The following is a 22,748-nucleotide window of genomic DNA, read 5'->3' as shown; positions in this document are numbered from 1 at the left end:
GGGCATGATCGCCATGGGCAGGAAGGGTTGCCGTGCCCGGCACCCCGCCACATGCAAACCGGGAGCGTCGATGGGCCAACCGTTTGTTCCTTGGCATATCCGCGGCAAGGCACTTGACCGCGCGCAATCGAACAACGATGTCTTGCGCCCGTTGTGCGGGCACGTGCCCGCGATGATGCCCGAGGATACCTGACCCGTGAACAGCCTGTCTCCCCCTTCCGGCGCGACCCTGCCGCAACCCAGCACATCGTCCACAAGGGGGCTTCATGTCATCACATGGGGCTGCCAGATGAACGTGTATGACAGCGAGCGGATGTCCGACGTGCTGCGCCCGCTGGGCTATCGCGCCGTAGGCACGCCGGATGATGCGGACATGATCATCCTCAACACCTGCCACATCCGTGACCGTGCGGCGGAAAAGGTCTTTTCCGAACTCGGTCGCCTGCGCAAGGTCAAGGAAGCCCGCGCCGAACGGGGCAAAGGCACGGTCCTGGCCGTGGCGGGCTGTGTTGCACAGGCGGAAGGCAGAGAAATCCTGTCGCGCGCGCCGTATGTCGATATCGTGCTGGGGCCACAGACCTATCACCGCCTGCCCGAAATGGTCGCCCGCGCGGCCCGTGCGGCAGGGGCGGTGATCGAAACCGATTTCCCCGTCGAGCAGAAATTCGACTTCCTGCCCGCCGACCGTATGGCCCCCGCAGGGGGGGCGGCGTTCCTGACCATTCAGGAGGGATGTGACAAATTCTGCTCCTTCTGCGTCGTGCCCTATACGCGCGGGGCCGAAAGCAGCCGCCCGGCGCAGGCCGTGATTGCGGAGGCACGGCGGCTGGCGGCGGCGGGCGTGCGCGAGATCACCCTGCTGGGGCAGAACGTCAACGCCTACCATGGCGAAGGCCCCGATGGCCGCACATGGGGGCTGGCGCGCCTTGCCCGCGTGCTGGCCGATGAGGTGGGAATCGCGCGCATCCGCTACACCACGTCGCATCCGCGCGACATGGAAGATGACCTGATCGCCGCCCATCGCGACCTGCCGCAGCTCATGCCGTTCCTGCACCTGCCGGTACAGTCCGGGTCCGACCGGGTGCTGGCGGCCATGAACCGGGGGCACACGGCGGATGAATACCGCACGCTGGTCGCCCGCCTGCGCGATGCGCGGCCCGATCTTGCGCTGTCATCCGATTTCATCGTGGGCCATCCCGGCGAGACGGATGCCGACTTCGCCGAGACGATGCGCCTGATCGACGATGTCGGCTTTGCGCAGGCGTATTCCTTCAAATACTCGCCCCGCCCCGGCACGCCCGCAGCAGGTGCCGGCGGCCACGTGCCCGAGGACGTAAAGGATGCCCGCCTGCAGGAACTTCAGGCCGTGCTGCGCGTGCAGCAGGATGCATTCAATGATGCGGCCATCGGCCTGACCGCGCCCGTCCTGTTTACCGGGCGCGGGCGCAAGCCGGGCCAGCTTTCGGGGAAAAGCCCGTGGCTGCAGGCCGTGAACGTGGACGGGCCGGACAGCCTGATCGGGCGTATCGCCAATGTGGATATCCGCCACCGTTACACCAACTCGCTGGGCGGTGTCCTGACAGAGGAGACAGACAGGGCTTGAGAGAACAGACACAATCCACGCTCCACGCGCCCCGTCGCGGCGGACGGCGTCCTCCCTCCCCCGGCACGGCTGCGGCGAATGACCGCACCGTAACCCTGCAGTTTGAGGATAATGCGCTTCTGGCGCAGCTTGTGGGGGATCATGACCGTCATCTCCTCCATCTTGAACGTGGATTTGATGTCCGGCTGTCCTGCCGTGGCAACCGCATCGCCATTACGGGCGCGGCCCAGCGGGTGGGGCTGACCCAGGGCACGCTGACCGAACTCTACCGCCGCGCCCGCGCGGGACAGGTGGTGGACACGGCCGCCGTGGATACCGCCATCCGCATCGCCGCCCACGCCCTGTCGGCCCCATCCCCCGCGACAACGGACATGCCCGCCATGACAGATGCCCGCACCCCCGTGGCCCCCGCCCGCCCGTCGCTTGCGGACCTGCCCACCATCATGACCCGCCGCGGTCCCATCGCCCCGCGTTCCGTGGGCCAGGGGCAGTACATGGACATGCTGGCGCGGCAGGAAATGGTGTTTGGCCTGGGGCCTGCCGGCACGGGCAAGACCTATCTGGCCGTGGCGCAGGCTGTGGCCATGCTGCAGGCGGGACAGGTGGACCGGATCGTCCTGTCGCGGCCTGCGGTCGAGGCGGGCGAACGGCTGGGCTTCCTGCCCGGCGACCTGAAGGAAAAGATCGATCCCTACCTGCGCCCGCTCTATGATGCGCTGCATGACATGATGCCGGGCGACCAGGTGATCCGGCGCATGGGCACGGGGGAGATCGAGGTCGCGCCGCTGGCGTTCATGCGCGGGCGGACGCTGGCGCACTGTTTTGTCATTCTGGACGAGGCGCAGAACACCACCCCCGCCCAGATGAAGATGTTCCTGACCCGCATGGGGGAAGGCACGCGCATGGTCATTACCGGCGACCTGAGCCAGGTTGACCTGCCGCGTGGCGTGACATCCGGCCTGCGGGAAGCCGTCGAAACGCTGGACGGCCTGCCCGGGATCGGCATGATGCGATTTGAATCGCGTGACGTGGTGCGCCACCCGCTGGTGGCGCGTATAGTGGAGGCTTACGATCAGCGCGCCGGGGCACAGCACCGCCCCCGGCACGCGCGATCGCAGCAGGAGAACGATGAAACCTCGAAGTAGCACAGGCCCCGCCCATTCCGGCGGGGTCGCGGATGCAGCGGGACGGGCTGACATGCCCGTCCTTCCGGCCGGACTGGACGGCCCCGACATAACCGTGGCGGACCGGCGGTGGAACCGTGCCGTCCGGCATCCGGCACGGCTGGTGGCGCGCGCGGTGGATGCAGCATTGCGGGCCACGGGCCGCCACGGGCCGGTCACGGTCGTACTGGCCGATGACCGCACGGTGGCGCAGATGAACTGGCGCCATCGCGGGCGCAACAAACCCACCAATGTCCTGACATTCGAATATGCCCCCGCCCATGCGGGTGGCGGCCTGTGGGGTGGTGACATCATCATCGCGTTCGAAACGGTGGTGCACGAAGCCCGTGCGGCCGGCCGCACGGTTGCGGCCCATCTGGCACACCTTGTCATTCACGGCGTCCTGCATCTGGCCGGGTATGACCATCATCACCCCGGCGAAGCGCGGGAGATGGAGATGCTTGAGGCCAGCACCCTCTCCACCCTTGGCATTGCCAATCCGTGGAAACAGGGCCGCATGGCCACCGCACGGGGGATGCGATCATGAGCCGCAATGGCAGCGAGCCGGGCGGGGAACCTCCGTCCGGGTCGCGCGGCAAGGGATTCCTGTCGCTGTTCAGCCGCAAACGCGGCGAACAGGGACTGCGCCATTCCATTGCCGCGCTGGTCAAGGAAGCCGATGACGCGGCGGGGGACGAGGCCGATCCCCGGTCATCCGAACTGGACCGGCAGGAACGCGCCCTGCTGGCCAATGTCCTGCGCCTGCGCGGGATCACGGCCGATGACGTGATGATCCCGCGCGCCGATATCGTGGCCATGCCCGTCGATATCAGCCTGGACGAGGCACTGGCCATGATGCGCCGGGAAAACCATTCCCGCATGCCGGTCTATCGTGAGCAGCTTGATGACATCGTGGGCATGATCCATGTGAAGGACCTGATCGCCTATGTCGGCACGTCCGAAGCCTTCCGCATGGAACCGCTGCTGCGCCAGCCGCTTATGGTGGCCCCGCAGCTGCCGGTGCTGGACCTGCTGCTACAGATGCGTCAGCGCCACGTCCACCTTGCGCTGGTGATTGATGAATATGGCGGCATCGACGGTCTGGTCACCATCGAGGACCTGATCGAGACGATCGTGGGCGACATATCGGACGAACATGACGAACCGACGGTCAACATGATGCGTGACAGGCCGGATGGCACGCTGGATGTGGACGCCCGCACCCCCGTCGCCGCGTTCGAGGAAAAGGTCGGCCCGATCCTGACGCGCGAGGAACGCGAGGCCGAGATCGAGACGGTGGGCGGCCTTGTCTTCCGTCTGGCCGGTCATGTGCCGACGCGTGGCGAGGTCGTCACCCACGAAAGCGGCATGGTTTTCCGCATCCTTGATGCGGATGCCCGCCATATCCGCCGCGTGCGTGTGCGCCTGCCCCCGCCCGAGGCGCCGCCGGCCACCTGACACAGCCCGGCACGCCCGCGCCCGTACCCGCGGGCGTGCCCTTGCCGCGTGGAATGGATTTACGTGCGCCCGTCGCCTCTTTACACTCGCCGCGCCGGGGATTTATCCCCCACCCAGTCCCACACCGGAGAGTGACCCGTGATGCCCATCAAACGCCGCACCCTGCTTGCCCTTGCCCCCGCGCTGATCACCAGCGGTGGCCTGCTGTCCGGCAGGGCCGTGGCGCAGGCCGCCGACCCGCGCCTGTCCATCCGTGCGGTGGGCAACCCGTCGGCCAAGGTGCATGTGGAGGAATGGTTCTCCCTGACGTGCACGCACTGCGCGCGCTTCGCCGCAGAAGTGTTTCCCGAAATCCGCACGAAGCTGGTCGATACGGGACGCGTGTATTACATTTTCCGTGATTTCCCGCTGGACCAGGTGGCGCTGACCGCATCCATGGTGGCGCGCGCCCTGCCGCCCGAACGGTATGAACCCTTCGTGCTGGCCCTGCTGTCCAGCCAGGACCGCTGGGCATTCGGCAAGGACGTGAACCCCGAGGAACAGATCCAGAAAATGGCCGCACTGGCCGGCATGTCCGCCGATACGTTCCAGCAGACCGTTCATGACGACAAGCTGCGCCACGCCATCATGGACGAGGAAGACCGCGCGCAGGCGCAGTACAAGATCGACGGCACACCCACCTTCCGCTTCAACGACAGGGAGCAGGTGGCGCAGGAACTGACGTACGAGGAGTTCGCCAAGAAGGTCGAAGCGGCGGCACAGTGACCGGGGCCATTCCGTTATGACCGCCCGTTTCGTCCGGCTGCGCATCGCAGGGTTCAAAAGCTTCGCCGACCCGGTTTCCGTCGATATCCTGCCGGGACTTACGGGCATTGTCGGGCCGAACGGCTGTGGCAAGTCCAACGTGGTCGAGGCCCTGCGCTGGGTCATGGGGGAAACCAATGCCCGCTCACTACGTGGCGGGGAGATGGATGACCTGATCTTCGCCGGGACCACTGCGCGTGCGGCACGGAACATGGCCGAGGTCACCCTGACGCTGGATGGCGCGGCCGACGTCGCCCCCCCGCCCTTTCAGGGGCAGGACGAACTGCAGGTCTGCAGGCGGGCCGAACGGGGCGCAGGCAGCGGCTACCGCATCAACGGCCGCACCACGCGCGGGCGCGACGTGCAGACGCTGTTTGCCGATCTGGCGTCGGGTGCCCGGTCATCGGCCATGGTCAGCCAGGGCCGCGTCTCCGCGCTGGTCAACGCACGCCCCGAGGAACGTCGCACCATTCTGGAAGAAGCCGCAGGCATTACCGGCCTGCATGGCCGCCGGCACGAAGCCGAACTGAAGCTGCGCGCGACCGAAGCCAACCTTGCCCGCGCCGAAGACCTGCGCATCCAGCTTGAGGCCCGGCTGGGCGACCTGCAGGAACAGTCCGAACAGGCGGGCCGTTACCGGGAACTGTCGCAGGGGCTGCGGGAATCGGAAACCGCCCTGCTGGCCCTGCTGCATGCCCGCGCGCACAAGGCCGTGGCCGACAGCGAAACCGCACTGCATGCCGCACGCTGCGACCTGAAGGCCGCCGAGGAAGTGACCGAAGGTGCGGTGATCGCGGATTACGAAGTCACCCGGACGCTGCCCGCGCTGCGTGAGGAACTGGACACACGCCGCACCGAACTTGAACGTTTCAAGGTCCGCGCCGAAACCATTGCCGAGGAACTGGCCCGCGCCGAATCCGCGCTGGAAACCGCCCGCACGCGGCTTGCGGAATGCGAAACCGTGCATGCAGCCGCCCTTGCCCGGCGCGATGATGCCACCGTCATGCGCGACCGGCTGGCGGCGGAACGCACGCAGGTGGAAGAGCGCCTGTCCGCCCTGCCCGCATTGTGTGACACGGCGCAGGCGGAACGCGCGGAACTGGCGCAGGCCCTGACGGATATGGCCGCGCGCGTGGAACAGGCGACCACCACCCTGCGCGAAGCCCAGCTCCAGACCACGCAGGCGCGCGGCGTGCTGGACGCCGCGACTGCGGCGCATGAACGCCTTGTGGCCCAGCAGACGGAACTGGCTGCCGAAATCGCGGACCTTGAAGCCGCCATGCCGACCGAGGCCGCAATTGCTGAACATGACGCGCAGATAGCCCGGGCCGAACAGGACGCGACCGGGGCGCTGGCCACGCGTGAAGCCGCAATCCACGCCCATTCGGAAGCCGTGCTGCAGGCTGGCCTTGCCCGCAATGCCGCCACCGAAAGCCGTCGCGTGCATGAACAGGCAACCCATGACGCCAATGCGGTGCGCGACCGGTTGGACGCGCTGGAACGCAACATCGCCAGCGTGCGCACGCATGTGGAAAAGGCCCGCGCCAGCCTTGTACCCGAAACCGAGCGCCAGCGCCTGACAGAGGTGGTGGAGGATGCGGAGCGCGCGCTCGCCACCATCCGCGCGGAACTGGGGGGCGCGGAAGAAGCCCGCGCGCAGGCCACACAGGCGGACATACAGGCCAATGCCCGGCTGAAGGACGCCCGATCCACCCGGCAGGGCGCGGAGGAAGCCCTGCGCACGGCACGCGCGGCGCGACAGCGCGCGCAGGGTGAAGTGGACACGCTGGCCACCAGCATGGAGCGCCTGCGCGCACAGGCAGTGCCGGATGCAGACCTGCAGGCCCTTGTCACCCGGCGCAAAGCTGCCGAAGCCGCGCTGGAAACCGCACGCCAGCACATGGCCACGACCGAGGCCGCCGCCGTTGCCGCCACGCGCGACGACGAAGCCTGCGCCAGCCGCCTCTCGCAGGCACGTGCCACCCTGTCGGGCCTTGAAGCGGAATCTGACGGCCTTGCCCGTGCATTGCAGAGCGATAGCGATACGGACCATGCGCCGGCGGCCGGGGTAACGCTGGCGGAAAGCCTGCATGTGCCGACCGGGCTGGAAACGGCGCTGGCCGTCGTGCTGTCGGACGGGCTGAATGCGACACTGAAGGGCAAGGGCCTGCGTGAATGGCACGCCCTGCCCGCGACCGCGCCCGCTCCTTTCCCCGCGGCTGGCATCCAGCCGCTCTCTGCCCTGCTGGACGCGCCGCCCGCCCTGTCACGCGCACTGGGTGCCGCCGGGCTGCTGCCCGATGGCATGGATGGGGCCGGACTGCAGGCAGATCTTGCGCCGGGGCAGTGCCTCGTCACGCGCGATGGCGCGCTGTGGCGGTGGGATGGCTATGCACAGGCCCCCAACCTGCCCGGACGTGCGGCACTGCGGCTGAAGCAGCTTGGCCGCCTGCGCACGCTGCGCGCCGAACTGGAACAGGCACGCACCGAAATCCCGGTGCTGGAACAGGCCGCCACCGCCGCAGGCCAGGCCCGGCAGCAGGCGGCGCAGGCACTGGAGAGCGCCCGCACGTCCCGCGCGGATGCCGAGAACATGCTGGAAACCTGCCGCACGCAGGAAGCCGACCTGTCACGGCGGCACGCGACAGTCGCAGCCCAGATCGACACGCTGGCCGTGCAGCAGGACACGGCAACCGCCGCGCTGAAGGAAGCCGAAGCTGCCTGCGCCCGCGCCCTGGCACAGGAGGCCAGCCTGCCGGATCTTGCACAGCTGGAACAGGCGCAGCAGGCCGCCAGCACGAAGGCCACGCAGGCACAGGCGCATGAAAGCGGGCTGCGCACCGCCCGGCAGCAGGCCGAAGCCCGGGTGGAACAGGCCCGTCAGGCCCTGCAGGCCACCATGTCCAGCCACAGCGAGGCCGAAACCCGCCTGCAGGCCATGCAGCCCGAACTGGCGCGGCTGGAAACCGACCACGATGCGCTGGCGGCCGAACTGGCCACCCGTCGCGAACACCTTGCTGCCCTGCCCGCCCCCGACATTGCCGAAGGGGCCGCACAGCAGGCCGCGACCGCCGCCACCGACGCGGAACGGGCCCTGCGGCAGGCCCGCGACGCGGTGGACACCACGACCGCGCAACTGGACCATGCACGCGCCACCCGCGCGGCCATGGAACAGAAAATGCGCGAAACCGGCACCCGGCTGGACGCCCGCCGTGCACGGATGGCCGACCTGTCCCTTGCCGTGCAGCAGGCTGATGAGGCGGTGGGCACCGCACGGGCGCGACTGGCGGCGCTGCCTGATATTGCCGGGCTGGAACACGCGCTGGCCGAACTGCGCACGCAGGATGACGCCCTGCGCACACAGGACCACGAACGCCGCGACACGCTGGCGCGCCTGCAGGCGGAAGACGCCAGCCTGCACCAGCGTTTCGAAGCATTAGCGCATGAAATGGCGCAGTGGACCGCCCGTGTCGAAGCGGCGACACTGGAAGCGGAGGCCGCACGGGCCCGGCTGGGCAATGCGCAGGCTGAATACGAACGTCTGGCCCCAGAACCCGTGGCCGTGCGTGCGCGGCGCGATGCCATTGCAACCGAACTGGAACAGTATGCGGCCAGCCACGACGTGGCGGCGACCGCATTGCAGCAGGCACAGGACCGCCAGTCTGAACTGCAGGCAGGCCGTCGCACGGCGGAGGAAGTCCTGACCGCCGCGCGTGAGGAACTGGTCCGTGCCGAAGGCAGGCGCGAACAGGCGCAGGTGCTTCTGGCGCAGCTACAGGCGGAATCGCAGCCACCTGCAGGCGTGATCCCCACGGATCTGAGCGTGAATGCCGAAACCGGCCTGCGCCGCAAGGTGGCCCGCCTGACACGCCAGCGCGATGATCTTGGCCCCGTCAACCTGCGTGCCGAACTTGAGGCGCAGGACGCGTCCGGCAGGATCGACACCATCCTGCATGAACGTGATGAACTGCAATCGGCCATTGCCCGCCTGCGTGGCATGATCGGGCAACTGAACCGTGAAGGGCGCGAACGGCTGATGGCCGTGTTTTCCCAGATCGACCAGCATTTCCAGTCCCTGTTTTCGCGCATGTTCAATGGTGGGCGCGCGCATCTGGGCATGGTGGGCAATGATGATCCGCTGCAGGCCGGGCTGGAAATCTATGCCCAGCCACCGGGCAAGAAACTGGCGACGCTGTCCCTGCTTTCGGGTGGGGAGCAGGCGCTGACGGCACTGTCGCTGATTTTCGCGGTTTTCCGCTGTAATCCGGCCCCCATCTGCGTGCTGGACGAGGTCGATGCACCACTGGATGACGCCAATGTGGGACGTTTCTGCGCCCTGCTGGGTGACATGGTGGCCGAAGCGGGCACGCGTTTCCTGGTCGTGACCCACCATCAGCTGACCATGGCGCATATGGACCGGCTGTATGGCGTGACGATGCAGGAACGCGGGGTCAGCCGCGTGCTGTCGGTCGATCTGGAACGCGCCACCGAAATGGTGGATACCCCGCCGGCTACGCCGCTTCTGTAACTGAATGAACGTTTTTGGGTGCCGCCTTTCTGGAAAAACGGCGGCATGCTTTCGAAGCTTTTTGAAAAAAGCTTCACCAACAACTTCTGAATTTCAAACCGGCATCCGGTCCGTAATAAAAACAGGCCTGTGGGAACCATTCTCCCACAGGCCTGTTTTACAGTACGGCGTGTATGAACGAGAGAGGGACGACGTGCCTGCGCCGTCCGCTCCCCCTTCCCGCAGGCATCCCGTTTCCATGTGGAAACAGGGATTTGTGCTTACGGCATCATGCTGCCGGTATCGATGAAACGCTGGTGCCACGACAGGGCTTCGTTCAGCAGATGCGGCGACTGCTGGCCGAACGAACCCGCGCGGGCGCGCTTGAAATAATCCTGCAGCATCGGGCGGTAGTCGGGGTGCGCGCAGTTGGCGATGATGACTTCCGCGCGCTGCTTGGGTGACAGGCCACGCAGATCGGCCAGGCCCTGCTCGGTCACCAGCACCTGCGAATCCTGCGTGATGTGGTCAACATGGGACGCCATGGGCACGATGGCCGAAATCTTGCCACCCTTGGCGGTGGACGGCGTCATGAACACGGAAATATAGGCGTTGCGGGCAAAGTCACCCGACCCGCCGATGCCGTTCTGGATTTTCGAACCCATGATCTGGGTCGAATTCACGTTGCCATAGATATCCGATTCGATCAGGCCATTCATGGCGATACAGCCAAGGCGACGGATCAGGCCGGGATGGTTGCTGATATCCTGCGGGCGCAGGATGATCTTCTTCTGGAACTCCCGCATGCGGGCATTGAGCGATTCCGCAGCTTCTGGGCTGAGGGAGAACGCGGTGGCCGACGCAACCCGCATCTTGCCCGTTTCCAGCATGCCCAGCATGCCGTCCTGAATGACCTCCGTATAGGCGGTCAGGTCATTGAACGGCCCCTCTTCCAGCCCGCCCATGACGGCATTGGCCACGTTGCCCACGCCGGACTGCAGTGGCAGGAGCGACGGCGGAAGACGGCCCATTTTCACTTCGTGGCGGAAGAATTCCATAAGGTGGCCCGCGATGCCGCGCGCGGTCTCGTCAGGCGGCGAGAACGGGGCGTTGCGGTCAGGCGCGTTGGTTTCGACAATCGCCACGATCTTGTCGGGGTCCACCTTCAGCGACGTGCCGCCAATCCGGTCATCGGGGCGCAGCAGCGGGATCGGCTGGCGGTGCGGCGGCAGGGCCGCGCCGTACCAGATGTCGTGCATCCCCTCCAGCGCCGCGTCCTGCCAGCTGTTGACCTCGATGATCACCTGTTTGGCAGTGTCGAGCCATGTCTTGGAATTCCCGACGGAAGAAGACGGCACGATGCTGCCATCTTCACGGATGGCGGTGGCTTCGATGATGGCGGTGTCGATCTCGCCAAAGAAGCCCGCCCATGCCATGGGGGCCACATGGCTGAGATGCATGTCGAGGTATTCCGTCTCGCCCTTGTTGATGCGCGCGCGAAGGCCGGGATCGGAATTGTACGGCATACGGAAGGAGATGCCGTTGACCTTGGCCAGCGCGCCATCCAGTTCCGGCCCGGTTGATGCCCCGGTCAGCAGGCGGATGCGGTACTCATTGCCCTTGGCGTGTTCACGCTCCATCAGGGCGGCAAGCGCCTGCGGCACGGCCTTGGGATAACCCGCGCCGGTAAAGCCGCTGGTGCCAACCGTGCTGCCCGGACGGACAAGGGAGGCCGCCTGCTCGGCGGTAGTGATCTTGGCCCGGAGCGCCGCATTCCGGATTCGGGTGTGGTCGATCATGAACTTTCCCTCAAAACTTTTATCGTTATGTCCAGCCTGCGCCGGATATGTCGTATGCCTCAGCCACGGTCGGGCGGGGCCTGCGTTGCCCCCATACTGCCTTGCACCGGTCCGATATGCCTAGCCGCCACATGCGGTGTGGGTATTCCCTTTGCACCACATACGCAGGCGTTGCGTTTCACTTCAGCATGACGCCATCATCTGTTCTCCCTCCGGCAGGCGACGTCACAACAAAAGAGTGTGACACGGCGCCCTGACTCCGGTGACTGGTTTCACGTTTGCTCCATCACGAAGCGGGTATGCGCGGGGTGTATTTTTGGTATGTATTTTTAGCAATATGCCTCGCTGCACGGCAGAATTGTCGTTACCCGTATGCAACCGTTTTGTGTCATTAAAGATACATTCCTGGCCAGTCCCCTAGTGCAAGGCGGCCAATCTTGTGAATAATAGGCAACAGGACACAATCAGGGGGCACCGGTACCCGGCACCGCCATAAAAGCAGGAGAGGATTTTCGTTTGAGACGCCGATTTCCCTCTCACAGGCCTGTCATGGCACGGGAAGGCACGCCCCCGCCCGCCCCGGCGAGGGAGCCGCCACCCCCATTCCCCACCCTGCCGACGCACCCGCTGAAGGACCTGCTGGCCGGACGCCCCCTGCGCGTGGTGGGGGACGTGCATGGCGACCTGTATGCCTTCCGCCACGCCGCGGCGACCGACCGGTTCGTCATACAGCTGGGAGACCTGGTGGATTACGGTCCCGACAGCGCGGGGGCGTTCCGCCTGATGCAGCAGTTGATTGATGAACGGCGCGGGCTGTTCATCCTGGGCAATCATGACCGCAAGCTGGCCCGTGCGCTGCAGGGCCGCAAGATGCGCCGCGACCCGCCATTGATGGAAACGCTGACCCAGTTCACGGCGGAAGAAAATAGCGACGTGTTCCAGCGTGCGCTGGCGGACCTGTCGCATGCGCCCGCGTGGATCGTGCTGGGACAGTCGATATTCGTGCATGGCGGGTTTCACGTGCGCATGCTGGGCGAACTGCCGCCACCGGGGCTGGGCACCGTGACGCCGCTGCTGTCGCGCGCGCTGTTTGGCGAGACAACGGGCCGGATGCAGAAGGACGGCTATCCTGAACGCCGGCTGAACTGGGTCGATCATATCCCGGCGGGCTATACGGTCTATTGCGGGCATGACCGCCGGTCCACCGACGGGCGGCCATGGGTCCGGCAGGGCAGAATGGGCGGGCGGGCCATCTTTACCGATACCGGCGCGGGCAAGGGTGGCCATCTGGCATGGATCGACCTGCCGCCCGTCGTGTAAGAACCCGGCGGACCACAAGAATTCCCATACCTTCAGGAGAGCCTTCCCCCATGAACACCACCCAGGCCACGCAGGATGCCGCGCAGTCCAAGCTGGAGGAACTGCGCCGCAGCATCGACAATATCGATGCGGCCCTGATCTATATGCTGGCCGAGCGTTTCCGCCATACGCAGGCGGTGGGAAAGCTGAAGGCAACCAACCACATGCCCCCCGCCGACCCCGCGCGGGAAGCCCGCCAGGTCGCGCGCCTGCGCCAGCTGGCCCAGTCAGCCCAGCTGGACCCAGATTTTGCCGAGAAATTCCTGGCCTTCATCATCCGTGAGGTCATCCGCCACCACGAAGCCATTGCCGCCAGCGAAGGGCGGTAATCCCCCATGACCGACATGCCCGCGGGCAGCCCGCAAGTCGCCCGGCGGATGGTGCTGATGCGCCACGCGCAGGCCGCCCCTGCCCCATTTGGTGAAATGGGCATACAGGCGGACCTGAACCGCCCCCTGACGCCACATGGCCGCCAGGGCGCAGCCCGTCAGGGCGCTGTGCTGCGGGCTCGGCATTTCGTGCCGGACCTGATCATGGTCAGTCCGGCGGTGCGCACGTGCCAGACGCTGGAGGCAATCGGATCATTTTATGGCGATCGGCAACCCGATATCCGATATGTGAACGCGCTGTATGACGCGGCCCCACAAACCATTCGTGACCTGCTGTATGAGGTGCCGGATAAAGTAAACAATATCATGATATTAGCACACAATCCCGGCCTGCAGGCACTGGTTGCGCACTGGGCTGCGCGCCATTGTCCACCCGACGCGGAAAATGCGCTGCAACAGGGCTTCCCACCGGCCGCAATGGCCTGCTTTACCGCCACGAAAGCCTGGAATCAGGCAGAAGACGGGGATATCCGCCTGCAGGACCTGTCTTGCCAATAATGTCATTGCCGCAGGCGGGGGGGACGGATTGCCACGACGGGGCTTTCGTTCCTATCGTCAGTGCCAAGGCCCGCTGACCGCCGCACCTGCGGCGCACGGGTATATAAATTTGGGCAGACATACCAACTGTCGCACGAACGACAGGATGCCCGGAGGTTGGAGACATGTGCCGCCCTGCCCCGATGTGCGCGGGACCGGCACCCAAGAGGAGTGTTGTAGATGAGCGAGTCCGGAAAAAGCGCCACAATCTCGCTGAACGGCAAGGATGTTGCCCTGCCGGTGCTGTCAGGCACGCTGGGGCCGGATGTCATCGACATCCGCAAGCTGCCGGCGCAGGCAGGGGTATTCACCTATGACCCCGGTTATGGCGAAACGGCTTCATGCTCCAGCAAGATCACGTTCATTGACGGTGAAAAGGGTATCCTGCTGCATCGCGGCTACCCCATCGCGCAACTGGCCGAACAGGCAACCTTCATGGAAGTGGCCTACCTGCTGCTGAACGGGGAACTGCCGGATAAGGCGCAGTATGACGGGTTTGTGAATTCCATCAAGCACCATACCCTGCTGCACGAACAGATCCGCAATTTCTTCAACGGTTTCCGTCGTGACGCCCACCCCATGGCCATCCTGTGTGGCACGGTCGGCGCGCTGTCCTCCTTCTATCATGAAGGGCTGGATGTCTCGAACGCGGCCACCCGTTACCAGTCGGCCATGCGCATCATCGCCAAGATCCCGACCATTGCGGCGTGGGCCTACAAATATACGCAGGGCGAAACCTTCATCTATCCGCGCAACGACCTGTCGTATGCGGAAAACTTCCTGTCCATGATGTTCGCCGTTCCCAGCGAACCGTACAAGATCAACCCGGTTCTGGCGCGCGCCATGGACCGTATCCTGATCCTGCATGCGGACCATGAACAGAATGCATCCACATCCACCGTGCGTCTGGCCGGTTCCACCGGGGCGAACCCGTTCGCGTGCATTTCCGCCGGTATCGCAGCACTGTGGGGGCCTGCCCATGGCGGCGCCAACGAGGCCGTGCTGAAAATGCTGGCCGAAATCGGGCACAAGGACAACATTCCCGAATTCATCGCCAAGGTGAAGGACAAGAACAGCGGCGTGCGCCTGATGGGCTTTGGCCACCGGGTGTACAAGAACTTCGACCCGCGTGCGAAGATCATGCAGGCCACCTGCCATGAAGTGCTGGGCGAACTGGGGATCAAGGACGATCCGCTGCTGGACCTTGCGATCGAACTGGAAAAGATCGCCATCCACGACGAATATTTCGTCAAGCGCAGCCTGTATCCGAATGTCGATTTCTATTCCGGCATCATCCTCAAGGCCATGGGCATCCCCACCAGCATGTTCACCGTGCTGTTCGCGGTGGCCCGCACCACCGGCTGGATCAGCCAGTGGAAGGAAATGATCGAGGAACCGGGCCAGCGGATCGGCCGCCCCCGCCAGCTGTACACCGGATCGCCCGAACGCGACTTCGTGCCGTTTGACAAGCGGGGCTGACTGAAGCCCCTGCCGGACGGATATCACATCCGTCCGGCAGGGAATGAAGAACGGACCGGAGCGTGGCAGGGCATCCTGCAGCATCATGCCCGGTACATAAAAAAGGCAGGCCATATACTGGCCTGCCTTTTTTCATATGAGCCTTCCCAATCCGAACGGATCAGTCACATTCACAGCCATTGGTGGGACCGGGGCGTTTCTGGATCACGTGGTGGTCGATCCATTCCGACACCAGGCGCCGTGCCTCGTTCAATGAAGATTCGGGATGGTGGATACGGTACAGGGTGGTGCAGGCGTGAAAAGCCGACACATCGCTGGTCCCTACGCCACGCAGTTCCTGATAGGCGGTGATTACGGCACGCTCGCACTTGCGAGAGATGCGACTGTTTTCAACAGACACGATGCGATGACCCATTGGTGAGAATGATTATCAGTATTGGGATATTAGATCGAATACCCCCATGGGGCAAGGTACGCATGGCCTCACACTCCGCTGATCGGGTCACGTTATGTTTCCGACATGGCTTTTTTTGGCAATTCCGCCCACACCCCCCGCACATAGATGGATTTTCGCATCTGTTGCGGTTAATCGTCTGTGCTGTCATTGACGACACCACATATCATTTGGCCGGAGACAGGGTATGCACGACGCCACGGGGAACGGGGCTGGACTTTCAACAGGCACAACCGCATGGGATCGCGACGCCGCACTTATGACGGCGCGCCTGCTGCTGGAAATCAAGGCCGTCAACTTCCGCCCCGATGACCCATATACCCTGACATCCGGCTGGAAATCCCCGGTCTATATCGACTGCCGCCGTATCATCTTCTTCCCCCGCGCACGGCAGAAGATCATGGAACTGGCGGTGGAAAAGATCGGCCGCCATGTGGGATACGAAAGCATTGACGCCGTGGTGGGGGGCGAGACGGCGGGCATTCCCTTCGCCGCATGGATTGCCGACCGCATGATGGCGCCCATGGCCTATGTGCGCAAAAAGCCCAAGGGATTTGGCCGCAATGCCCAGATCGAAGGCGATGTGCCCGAAGGCATGCGTACCCTGCTGGTGGAAGACCTGACGACCGACGGGTCGTCCAAGGTGCAGTTCGCCAATGCCCTGCGCAAGGCGGGCGCCATTGTGGACCACACGTTCGTGGTCTTCTTCTATGGCGTGTTCCCTGGTGCATACCGCACGCTGGCGGACATGGACATCAGCCTGCATGCGCTGTGCACGTGGTGGGATGTGCTGGAAGCCTGCGCGGGCAAGCCCTACTTCTCGGAACAGGATGCAGCCGAAGTCCGCCGGTTCCTGGAAGATCCCTGTGCATGGTCAGCCAAGCATGGCGGCGTGGGCAGCGCGGAAGAAGCCCTGGAACTGAAGGCCAGACGGGACGCCGGGGCCTGAACCGCGGACGGGTCGATGGCGCGTATCCTCGCTTTTGATTCCGGTATCGGGGGGTTGGGGATTGTCGCCCGCATCCGCGACCTCCTGCCAGGGATCACGGTCGATTATCTGGCGGATACGGCTGTCTTTCCCTATGGCGAACAGGCTGATGGTCCGCTGCGGCAGCGAATCGTCCGCCTGCTGGGACAGGCCATCGCCCGCCTGCATCCCGATGTGGTGGTAGTTGCCTGCAATACTGCCAGCACGCTGGCACTGGACAGCCTGCGGGCCACCTATGACGTTCCGTTCGTGGGCTGCGTGCCCCCCATAAAATGGGCGGCGGACCATACCCGCACCGGCACGATCGGCCTGCTGGCCACGCGCGCCACGGTGCGGCGTCCCTACCTGCATGACCTGAGCATGCGCTTCGCGCCCGACTGCACCCTGCTGGCCTATGGCGCGCGGGGGCTGGCCGACATGGCGGAAGCAGCCTTCCGCGGCACGCCACCGGACCGGCGACAACTGAAGACGGAACTTGATGGCCTGTTCCGCCAGCCGGGCGGGGACCGGATTGACGTGGTCGGCCTGGGCTGCACGCACTACACCTTCCTGCTGGATGCCATGCGTGACATCGGGCCTGCGCATATCATGTGGCTGGACCCTGCCCCGGCCGTCGCGCGCCAGACCGCCCGTGTCCTGGCCCAGTGCGGCGCAGCCCCATCCGTCCCGTCTCCGGAACCGGAACAGGTCTTTTTTACCGCAATGCCACCCGACCTCCCTGCCCTGCAGCCCGGCCTGCGCAGGATGGGTTACGCAGCGGATGCACCCTGCCCGTTCGGAGAAGACCTGACTGTCCGGTCCTGAAAGGGCTGGCGCTGAGAGGGTCACCTTGTTTCAAAAAAACGACGTTTCCCGAATCTTTCCGGGAAATGCGTCATCAGAAACTTTTCAATAACCTGCTGGCTGGCTCTTCAGATGATCCCATAAAAAATGCCGCCTTCCCGAAGGAAGGCGGCATCCGGAAACTGTCTGTTCCTGTCGGCCGGTCAGCCTGAAACGTCCGTTTAACGCAGGCGGTTGACGGTATAGCTGGCCGTATCCTGCAGAAGCTGGCGCAGACGGCTGGGCGGGAAGATGGCCAGCGCCTCACGTGCGGCCGTGGCGTATTCCGTCGCCCGGTCAAGGGTAATGCGGATGGCCCCGGTCTGCTCGATCAGCCTGAGCGCATGATCGAGGTCTTCGGGACGCTGTTCACTTTCCTCGATCACGCGATGCCAGAAGGCGCGGTCTTCTTCCGACCCGGCGGCATAGGCCGCCAGCACCGGCAGGGTAATCTTGCCTTCACGGAAATCATCGCCCACCGTCTTGCCCAGATGGGCCTGATCGGCTGCGTAATCCAGCGCATCATCCACCAGCTGGAACGCCATGCCCAGATTGGTGCCATAGGACTCCAGGGCGTGCTCCTCCGCCCCTTCCCGGTTGGCCACGACCGCGCCAACACGGCAGGCGGCAGCGAACAGCGCCGCAGTTTTGCCATGAATGACTTCCAGATACTGATCAATCTGCGTGGAAAGATCATTCTGGGTGGACATCTGCAGCACTTCCCCTTCCGCAATCGTGGCGGAAGCGGATGAGAGGATATTCATGACCTTGAGCGAGCCATCATCCGTCATGAGCTGGAAGGAACGGGCAAACAGGAAGTCGCCCACCAGCACCGATGCCTTGTTGCCGAACACCGCATTCGCACTGGCCATGCCGCGACGCAGCGAACTTTCGTCCACCACGTCATCATGCAGCAGGGTCGCGGTATGAATGAATTCCACGCACGCCGCCAGCGCCACGTGCCGCTGGTGCGTGGCGTCGGGCCGGTAGCCACACAACCGTGCTGACGCCAGCGTCAGCAGCGGCCGTAACCGCTTGCCACCCGCAGCGACCAGATGGGCTGCCAACTGGGGAATAAGCGCAACCGGGCTGTCCATCCGCTCGACAATGGCGCGATTGCACGCGGCCATGTCGTCTGCAAGATATTCCGCCAGGTCACGCAGGGCGACTTCTGATCCATCTGCCATCGGGCGGCGAGCCCCTTCGTCTTTCTGACTTGCCGTTTCGTCGGATTCCGGCAGACTAACTGCTAGGGCCAAAAGGTTACTCTCCCGGTTCCGAATGTATGAACATAGATATGAGTATATGGGCGGCGCTGGAATAACGGTCAAGCCAGACCACGCACACACACCGCATGGGACTGATGGTGCGCAGTCCCTGCCCCCCATGGGCGACGCTCCGGTCACGACGGGCACTTTGCTGGGGGGAAAGGTGGTCTATCGCCAGTTTCCGACCGGAAACAGGACTGGATTGGAACCGGTTCTGATGGCTGCTTTCGTGCCAGCACGTGCCGGAGAGGTCGTGCTGGAAGGCGGATGCGGCGCGGGCGCGGGACTGCTGTGCCTGACGAATCGGGTGCCCCGCCTTGCGGGAGTCGGGCTGGAACAGGATCCCGCCACCGCCAGTCTGGCCCGGCACAACCTGGCACTGAACGGGCGCCACGACCTGCGCGTGCGGGTGGCAGCCATTCCGGCCCTGCCCGATGACCCGCTCCTGTCGGGTCCGGGCATCCGGCGCATCGACCATGCCTTCGCCAACCCGCCATGGCATGGGCATGACTCGTCACCTTCCCCACACATGCAGCGTGACCTTGCCCGTCGCCTGCCCGCAGGCACGCTGGCGGCATGGGTGGGTACGCTGTCGGACCAGTTGCGCCACCACGGCACCCTGACACTCGCCCTGCCCGCCAGCCTGCTGTCCGCAGGCATTGCGGCAATGGAACGTGCGCGGCTTGGCCGTATCCGGATATTTCCCTTCTGGCCGCGTCAGGGGCATGCCGCGCGGATCGTACTGGTGCAGGGTCGCGTGAATTCCCGCGCAGGCAGCGAAATGCTGCCCGGCCTGGTCCTGCATGAAGGAAATGGTGAATTCACCCCCGCCGCCCGTGCGGTGCTGGAAGATGGCGCAGCCCTGCAGTAAGGCTGCGTTGCGGAATGTCCTGCACGCCACAACGATTCGGGAAGTGCCGCCTTTTTTGAAAAAGGCAGCACCCGAAACTTTTGTTTTTCAGTCCGCGAATGCTTCGTCCCACGATCCGGTGGTCGCGGCGCGACTGTATTCAGTCGCGCGATTTTCAAAGAAATTCGTATGTTCGACCGCGTTCACCATTTCATCCACCCATGGCAGGGGATTGGCGGCAATGTCATAAAGGCCATCCAGCCCAAGCTGGCCCAGCCTGCGATTGGCGACAAAGCGGATGTACTGCCGGACCTGCGCCGCATCCAGCCCCTCGACCGCGCCCATCTCAAACGCAAGGTCGATGAATGCGTCCTCATGTTCGACAATATCCCGACAGATCTGGCGGATGTCGTCACGCAGGGTATCGGTCCAGATTTCCGGGTTTTCCTGAATGAACACGCGGAACAGGCGGGCCATCGAATCACAATGCAGCGATTCATCACGCACCGACCATGACACGATCTGCCCCATGCCCTTGAGCTTGTTATGGCGGGGGAAGTTCAGCAGGATGGCGAAGGACGCAAAAAGCTGCAGCCCTTCGGTAAACGCACCAAAGGCAGCCAGCGTCCGGGCGACCTGGTAGGTGTCGCTGACGGTAAACTGCTGCATGTAGTCATATTTATCCTTCATTTCCTTATACTTAAGGAACGCGGAATACTCGGTCTCAGGCATGCCGATGGTGTCAAGCAGATGACTGTAGGCGGCAATGTGGATCGTCTCGATATTTGAAAACGCTGACAGCATCATCAGCACTTCAGTCGGCCTGAACACCTGGCTGTAGTGCTTCATGTAGCAGTTGTTCACTTCCACATCCGACTGGGTAAAGAAGCGGAAGATCTGGGTCACCAGATGCCGTTCGCCATCCGTCAGCGTACGGTGCCAGTCCTTCACATCATCAGCCAGAGGCACCTCTTCAGGCAGCCAGTGGACACGCTGCTGCGTCAGCCACGCATCATAGGCCCAGGGATAACGGAACGGCTTGTAGACGGGACTGGCGGTCAGCAGGCTGGGGGCGTGCTGCGTCCTGTCATCCGCGCCGGGGGCTGTATCGGTCATGGCCATGCCTGTCCTGTGCATGTTTCCGGGGCGCCGGGCAGAATCCCGACGCCCAAAACGATAGACAGCATGTCAAGCCAGTGTCCAGACACAATAATGATTCAAAAACAGACTGCCCCATACATGCGGACAGTCTGCTCACATCATTCAATATACTGAAAACCAGAAATTTATATAAATCAATTCAGATCAATACATAAACTTCAGCCTTACTGGCAGGCGAGGCACTCCTCGTAATCCGTGGTCGCGGCCGGTGGCGTCTCGCCTTCCTTTTTCGTCATGTCGCGCTTTTCCTGTCCGTCACTGACGGCGTCGGCGCGCTGGATGGACAGCGAACGGCAGTAATACAGCGATTTCACCCCCCGCTTCCACGCCATGTAGTGGATCTGGTGCAGGTCACGCTTGTGTACGTTCGCTGGCAGGAAGATGTTGATCGACTGCGCCTGACAGATGAAGGGTGCGCGGTCAGCGGCATGTTCGATCACCCAGCGCTGGTCCAGTTCGAACGCGGTCTTGAACACATCCTTTTCCTGCTGGGTCAGGAAGTCGAGGTGCTGCACGCTGCCCTTGTTCAGGGTGATGGAGGACCAGACCTCGTTCGTGTTCTGGCCCTTCTGCGTCAGCAGGCGATCAAGGTGGCGGTTGCGCACCGTGAACGATCCCGACAGCGTTTTCTGCAGGAACACGTTGGCCGCGATCGGTTCGATCCCCGGGCTGGCATTGCCTGCGATGATGGAAATTGACGCGGTGGGGGCGATCGCCATCTTGTTGGAAAAACGTTCCATCACGCCATAATCGGCGGCGTCGGGACATGGCCCGCGTTCTTCCGCCAACTTGCGCGACGCGGCATCGGCCTGCGCACGGATATGCTTGAAAATCCGGCGGTTCCAGCTTTTGGCCACCACGCTTTCAAACGGCACGTCCCGGGCCTGCAGGAACGAATGGAACCCCATGACCCCCAGCCCGACCGAGCGTTCGCGCATGGCGGCGTAGCGGGCGCGTTCCATATCGTCCGGCGCGCGGTCGATGAAATCCTGCAGCACGTTGTCAAGGAACAGCATCACGTCCTCGATAAACTGCGGATTGTCCTTCCACTCATCCCACGTCTCAAGGTTGAGCGACGACAGGCAGCACACTGCCGTGCGTTCGCGCCCGTGCTGGTCCATGCCCGTAGGCAACGTGATTTCCGCGCACAGGTTGGATGTCTTGACCTCCAGCCCCGCCAGCTTGTGGTGTTCGGGCCGGGCGTTGTTCACATGATCGGAAAAGATGATGTACGGCTCACCCTGTTCCATCCGCGCGGTCAGGATCCGGATCCACAGCGAACGGGCCGAGATCTTGCGGATGACCGTATTGTCCTTGGGCGACAGCAGCGCCCATTCATCATCATCGGCCACCGCGCGCATGAACGCATCGGGAACCAGCACGCCGTGGTGCAGGTTCAGCGCCTTGCGGTTGGGATCGCCACCCGTAGGGCGGCGCAGTTCGATGAATTCCTCGATTTCGGGATGCCAGACCGGCAGGTACACCGCAGCCGACCCGCGACGCAGCGACCCCTGACTGATCGCCAGCGTCAGGCTGTCCATAACGCGGATGAAGGGAATGACGCCCGATGTCTTGCCATTGCGGCCGACATTTTCACCAATCGAACGCAGGTTGCCCCAGTAGGAACCGATGCCCCCGCCCTTGGACGCCAGCCAGACGTTTTCGTTCCACAGGTCCACAATGCCGCGCAGGCTGTCATTGGCTTCATTCAGGAAGCACGAAATCGGCAGGCCGCGCGTGGTGCCACCATTGGACAGTACCGGCGTCGCCGGCATGAACCAGTGACGCGAGATATAGTCATACAGCCGCTGCGCATGGGCGGGATTCGCCCCGTAATAGGACGCAACCCGTCCGAACAGGTCCTGATAGCTTTCACCGGGCAGCAGATAACGGTTGTCCAGGGTTGCCTTGCCAAAGGCCGTCAGCAGCGCATCACGGGAATGGTCCACGCGCACGGGATGGTGGCCAGGCAACTGGACCACGTTATCCAGCATGTCAGACATTTCAGACATCGTCGTACTGTCCTTTCCCTGGATGGTCCCGTCCACACTGGCCGAACGATCGGGCATGCCTCCAGATACGTCATCCAGGACCATTTACATTCTCC

Annotated in this window: 18 protein-coding genes; 13 read left to right on the top strand and 5 right to left on the bottom strand. The window is 63.9% G+C overall.

Annotated elements, in window-relative coordinates; translation table 11 throughout:
• The first annotated feature begins 196 nt into the window (after positions 1–196).
• From miaB to HNO79_RS14020, 6 genes are all read left to right on the top strand, one after another.
• Complete coding sequence (gene miaB, locus HNO79_RS14045) at positions 197–1,603, top strand: tRNA (N6-isopentenyl adenosine(37)-C2)-methylthiotransferase MiaB (protein WP_214164727.1); 1,407 nt, start codon at positions 197–199, stop codon at positions 1,601–1,603.
• Entirely contained in the window at positions 1,600–2,748 is a 1,149-nt protein-coding gene (locus tag HNO79_RS14040) for a PhoH family protein (protein WP_010514008.1), read from the top strand. Before miaB ends, HNO79_RS14040 begins: the two co-directional genes overlap by 4 nt.
• 52 nt (positions 2,749–2,800) lie before the next feature.
• A complete protein-coding gene (ybeY, locus tag HNO79_RS14035) occupies positions 2,801–3,313 on the top strand; it encodes an rRNA maturation RNase YbeY (protein WP_010514009.1) in 513 nt (170 codons plus the stop codon).
• Positions 3,310–4,224, top strand: a complete 915-nt coding sequence (locus tag HNO79_RS14030; protein ID WP_010514010.1) for a hemolysin family protein — start codon at positions 3,310–3,312, stop codon at positions 4,222–4,224. Before ybeY ends, HNO79_RS14030 begins: the two co-directional genes overlap by 4 nt.
• Positions 4,225–4,365: 141 nt before the next feature.
• Positions 4,366–4,989: a thioredoxin domain-containing protein gene (locus HNO79_RS14025; protein ID WP_010514011.1), complete on the top strand. Its 624-nt coding sequence runs from the start codon at positions 4,366–4,368 to the stop codon at positions 4,987–4,989.
• A gap of 16 nt (positions 4,990–5,005) precedes the next feature.
• Positions 5,006–9,556, top strand: coding sequence for an AAA family ATPase (locus HNO79_RS14020; protein ID WP_214164728.1), 4,551 nt, complete (start codon positions 5,006–5,008; stop codon positions 9,554–9,556).
• A 260-nt stretch (positions 9,557–9,816) separates the two neighbouring features.
• Here HNO79_RS14020 and HNO79_RS14015 read toward each other — a convergent pair whose 3' ends face one another.
• Entirely contained in the window at positions 9,817–11,334 is a 1,518-nt protein-coding gene (locus HNO79_RS14015) for an acetyl-CoA hydrolase/transferase family protein (RefSeq protein ID WP_010514013.1), read from the bottom strand.
• Between the two features lie 549 nt (positions 11,335–11,883).
• Here HNO79_RS14015 and HNO79_RS14010 point away from each other — a divergent pair.
• The 4 genes from HNO79_RS14010 to gltA all read left to right on the top strand — a co-directional run bounded on the left by HNO79_RS14010 (position 11,884) and on the right by gltA (position 15,098).
• Positions 11,884–12,654, top strand: coding sequence for a metallophosphoesterase (locus tag HNO79_RS14010; RefSeq protein WP_244987555.1), 771 nt, complete (start codon positions 11,884–11,886; stop codon positions 12,652–12,654).
• 50 nt (positions 12,655–12,704) lie between these two features.
• Positions 12,705–13,022 carry a chorismate mutase gene (locus HNO79_RS14005; RefSeq protein WP_010514016.1) on the top strand — a complete coding sequence of 106 codons (318 nt, stop codon included), beginning with the start codon at positions 12,705–12,707 and terminating at the stop codon, positions 13,020–13,022.
• A 6-nt stretch (positions 13,023–13,028) separates the two neighbouring features.
• Positions 13,029–13,580 carry a SixA phosphatase family protein gene (locus HNO79_RS14000; RefSeq protein ID WP_214164729.1) on the top strand — a complete coding sequence of 184 codons (552 nt, stop codon included), beginning with the start codon at positions 13,029–13,031 and terminating at the stop codon, positions 13,578–13,580.
• A gap of 219 nt (positions 13,581–13,799) precedes the next feature.
• Positions 13,800–15,098: a citrate synthase gene (gene gltA, locus HNO79_RS13995; RefSeq protein WP_010514018.1), complete on the top strand. Its 1,299-nt coding sequence runs from the start codon at positions 13,800–13,802 to the stop codon at positions 15,096–15,098.
• A gap of 160 nt (positions 15,099–15,258) precedes the next feature.
• Here gltA and HNO79_RS13990 read toward each other — a convergent pair whose 3' ends face one another.
• Positions 15,259–15,513 carry a hypothetical protein gene (locus HNO79_RS13990; RefSeq protein WP_010508037.1) on the bottom strand — a complete coding sequence of 85 codons (255 nt, stop codon included), beginning with the start codon at positions 15,511–15,513 and terminating at the stop codon, positions 15,259–15,261.
• 226 nt (positions 15,514–15,739) lie between these two features.
• Between HNO79_RS13990 and HNO79_RS13985 the strand changes: the two genes are divergently transcribed.
• Both HNO79_RS13985 and murI read left to right on the top strand, forming a co-directional pair.
• Positions 15,740–16,501, top strand: coding sequence for an orotate phosphoribosyltransferase (locus HNO79_RS13985; RefSeq protein WP_010514019.1), 762 nt, complete (start codon positions 15,740–15,742; stop codon positions 16,499–16,501).
• 15 nt (positions 16,502–16,516) lie between these two features.
• On the top strand, positions 16,517–17,344 hold the full coding sequence (murI, locus tag HNO79_RS13980; protein ID WP_200409444.1) for a glutamate racemase: 828 nt from the start codon (positions 16,517–16,519) through the stop codon (positions 17,342–17,344).
• Between the two features lie 200 nt (positions 17,345–17,544).
• On the opposite strand, the gene HNO79_RS13975 is transcribed toward murI, so the two are convergent.
• Entirely contained in the window at positions 17,545–18,549 is a 1,005-nt protein-coding gene (locus HNO79_RS13975; RefSeq protein ID WP_010514021.1) for a polyprenyl synthetase family protein, read from the bottom strand.
• A gap of 199 nt (positions 18,550–18,748) precedes the next feature.
• Here HNO79_RS13975 and HNO79_RS13970 point away from each other — a divergent pair, with 199 nt between their 5' ends.
• On the top strand, positions 18,749–19,501 hold the full coding sequence (locus HNO79_RS13970) for a tRNA1(Val) (adenine(37)-N6)-methyltransferase (RefSeq protein ID WP_214164730.1): 753 nt from the start codon (positions 18,749–18,751) through the stop codon (positions 19,499–19,501).
• Positions 19,502–19,588: 87 nt separating this feature from the next.
• On the opposite strand, the gene HNO79_RS13965 is transcribed toward HNO79_RS13970, so the two are convergent.
• Both HNO79_RS13965 and HNO79_RS13960 read right to left on the bottom strand, forming a co-directional pair.
• Entirely contained in the window at positions 19,589–20,596 is a 1,008-nt protein-coding gene (locus HNO79_RS13965) for a ribonucleotide-diphosphate reductase subunit beta (RefSeq protein WP_214164731.1), read from the bottom strand.
• A 209-nt stretch (positions 20,597–20,805) separates the two neighbouring features.
• On the bottom strand, positions 20,806–22,737 hold the full coding sequence (locus tag HNO79_RS13960) for a ribonucleoside-diphosphate reductase subunit alpha (RefSeq protein WP_048856672.1): 1,932 nt from the start codon (positions 22,735–22,737) through the stop codon (positions 20,806–20,808).
• Between the last annotated feature and the right edge of the window lie 11 nt (positions 22,738–22,748).

Source organism: Komagataeibacter oboediens (genome assembly GCF_018491655.1).
GTDB classification, from domain to species: domain Bacteria; phylum Pseudomonadota; class Alphaproteobacteria; order Acetobacterales; family Acetobacteraceae; genus Komagataeibacter; species Komagataeibacter oboediens.
Note: the sequence above shows the minus strand (reverse complement) of the source record. Positions and strands in the feature narration are given on the sequence as shown.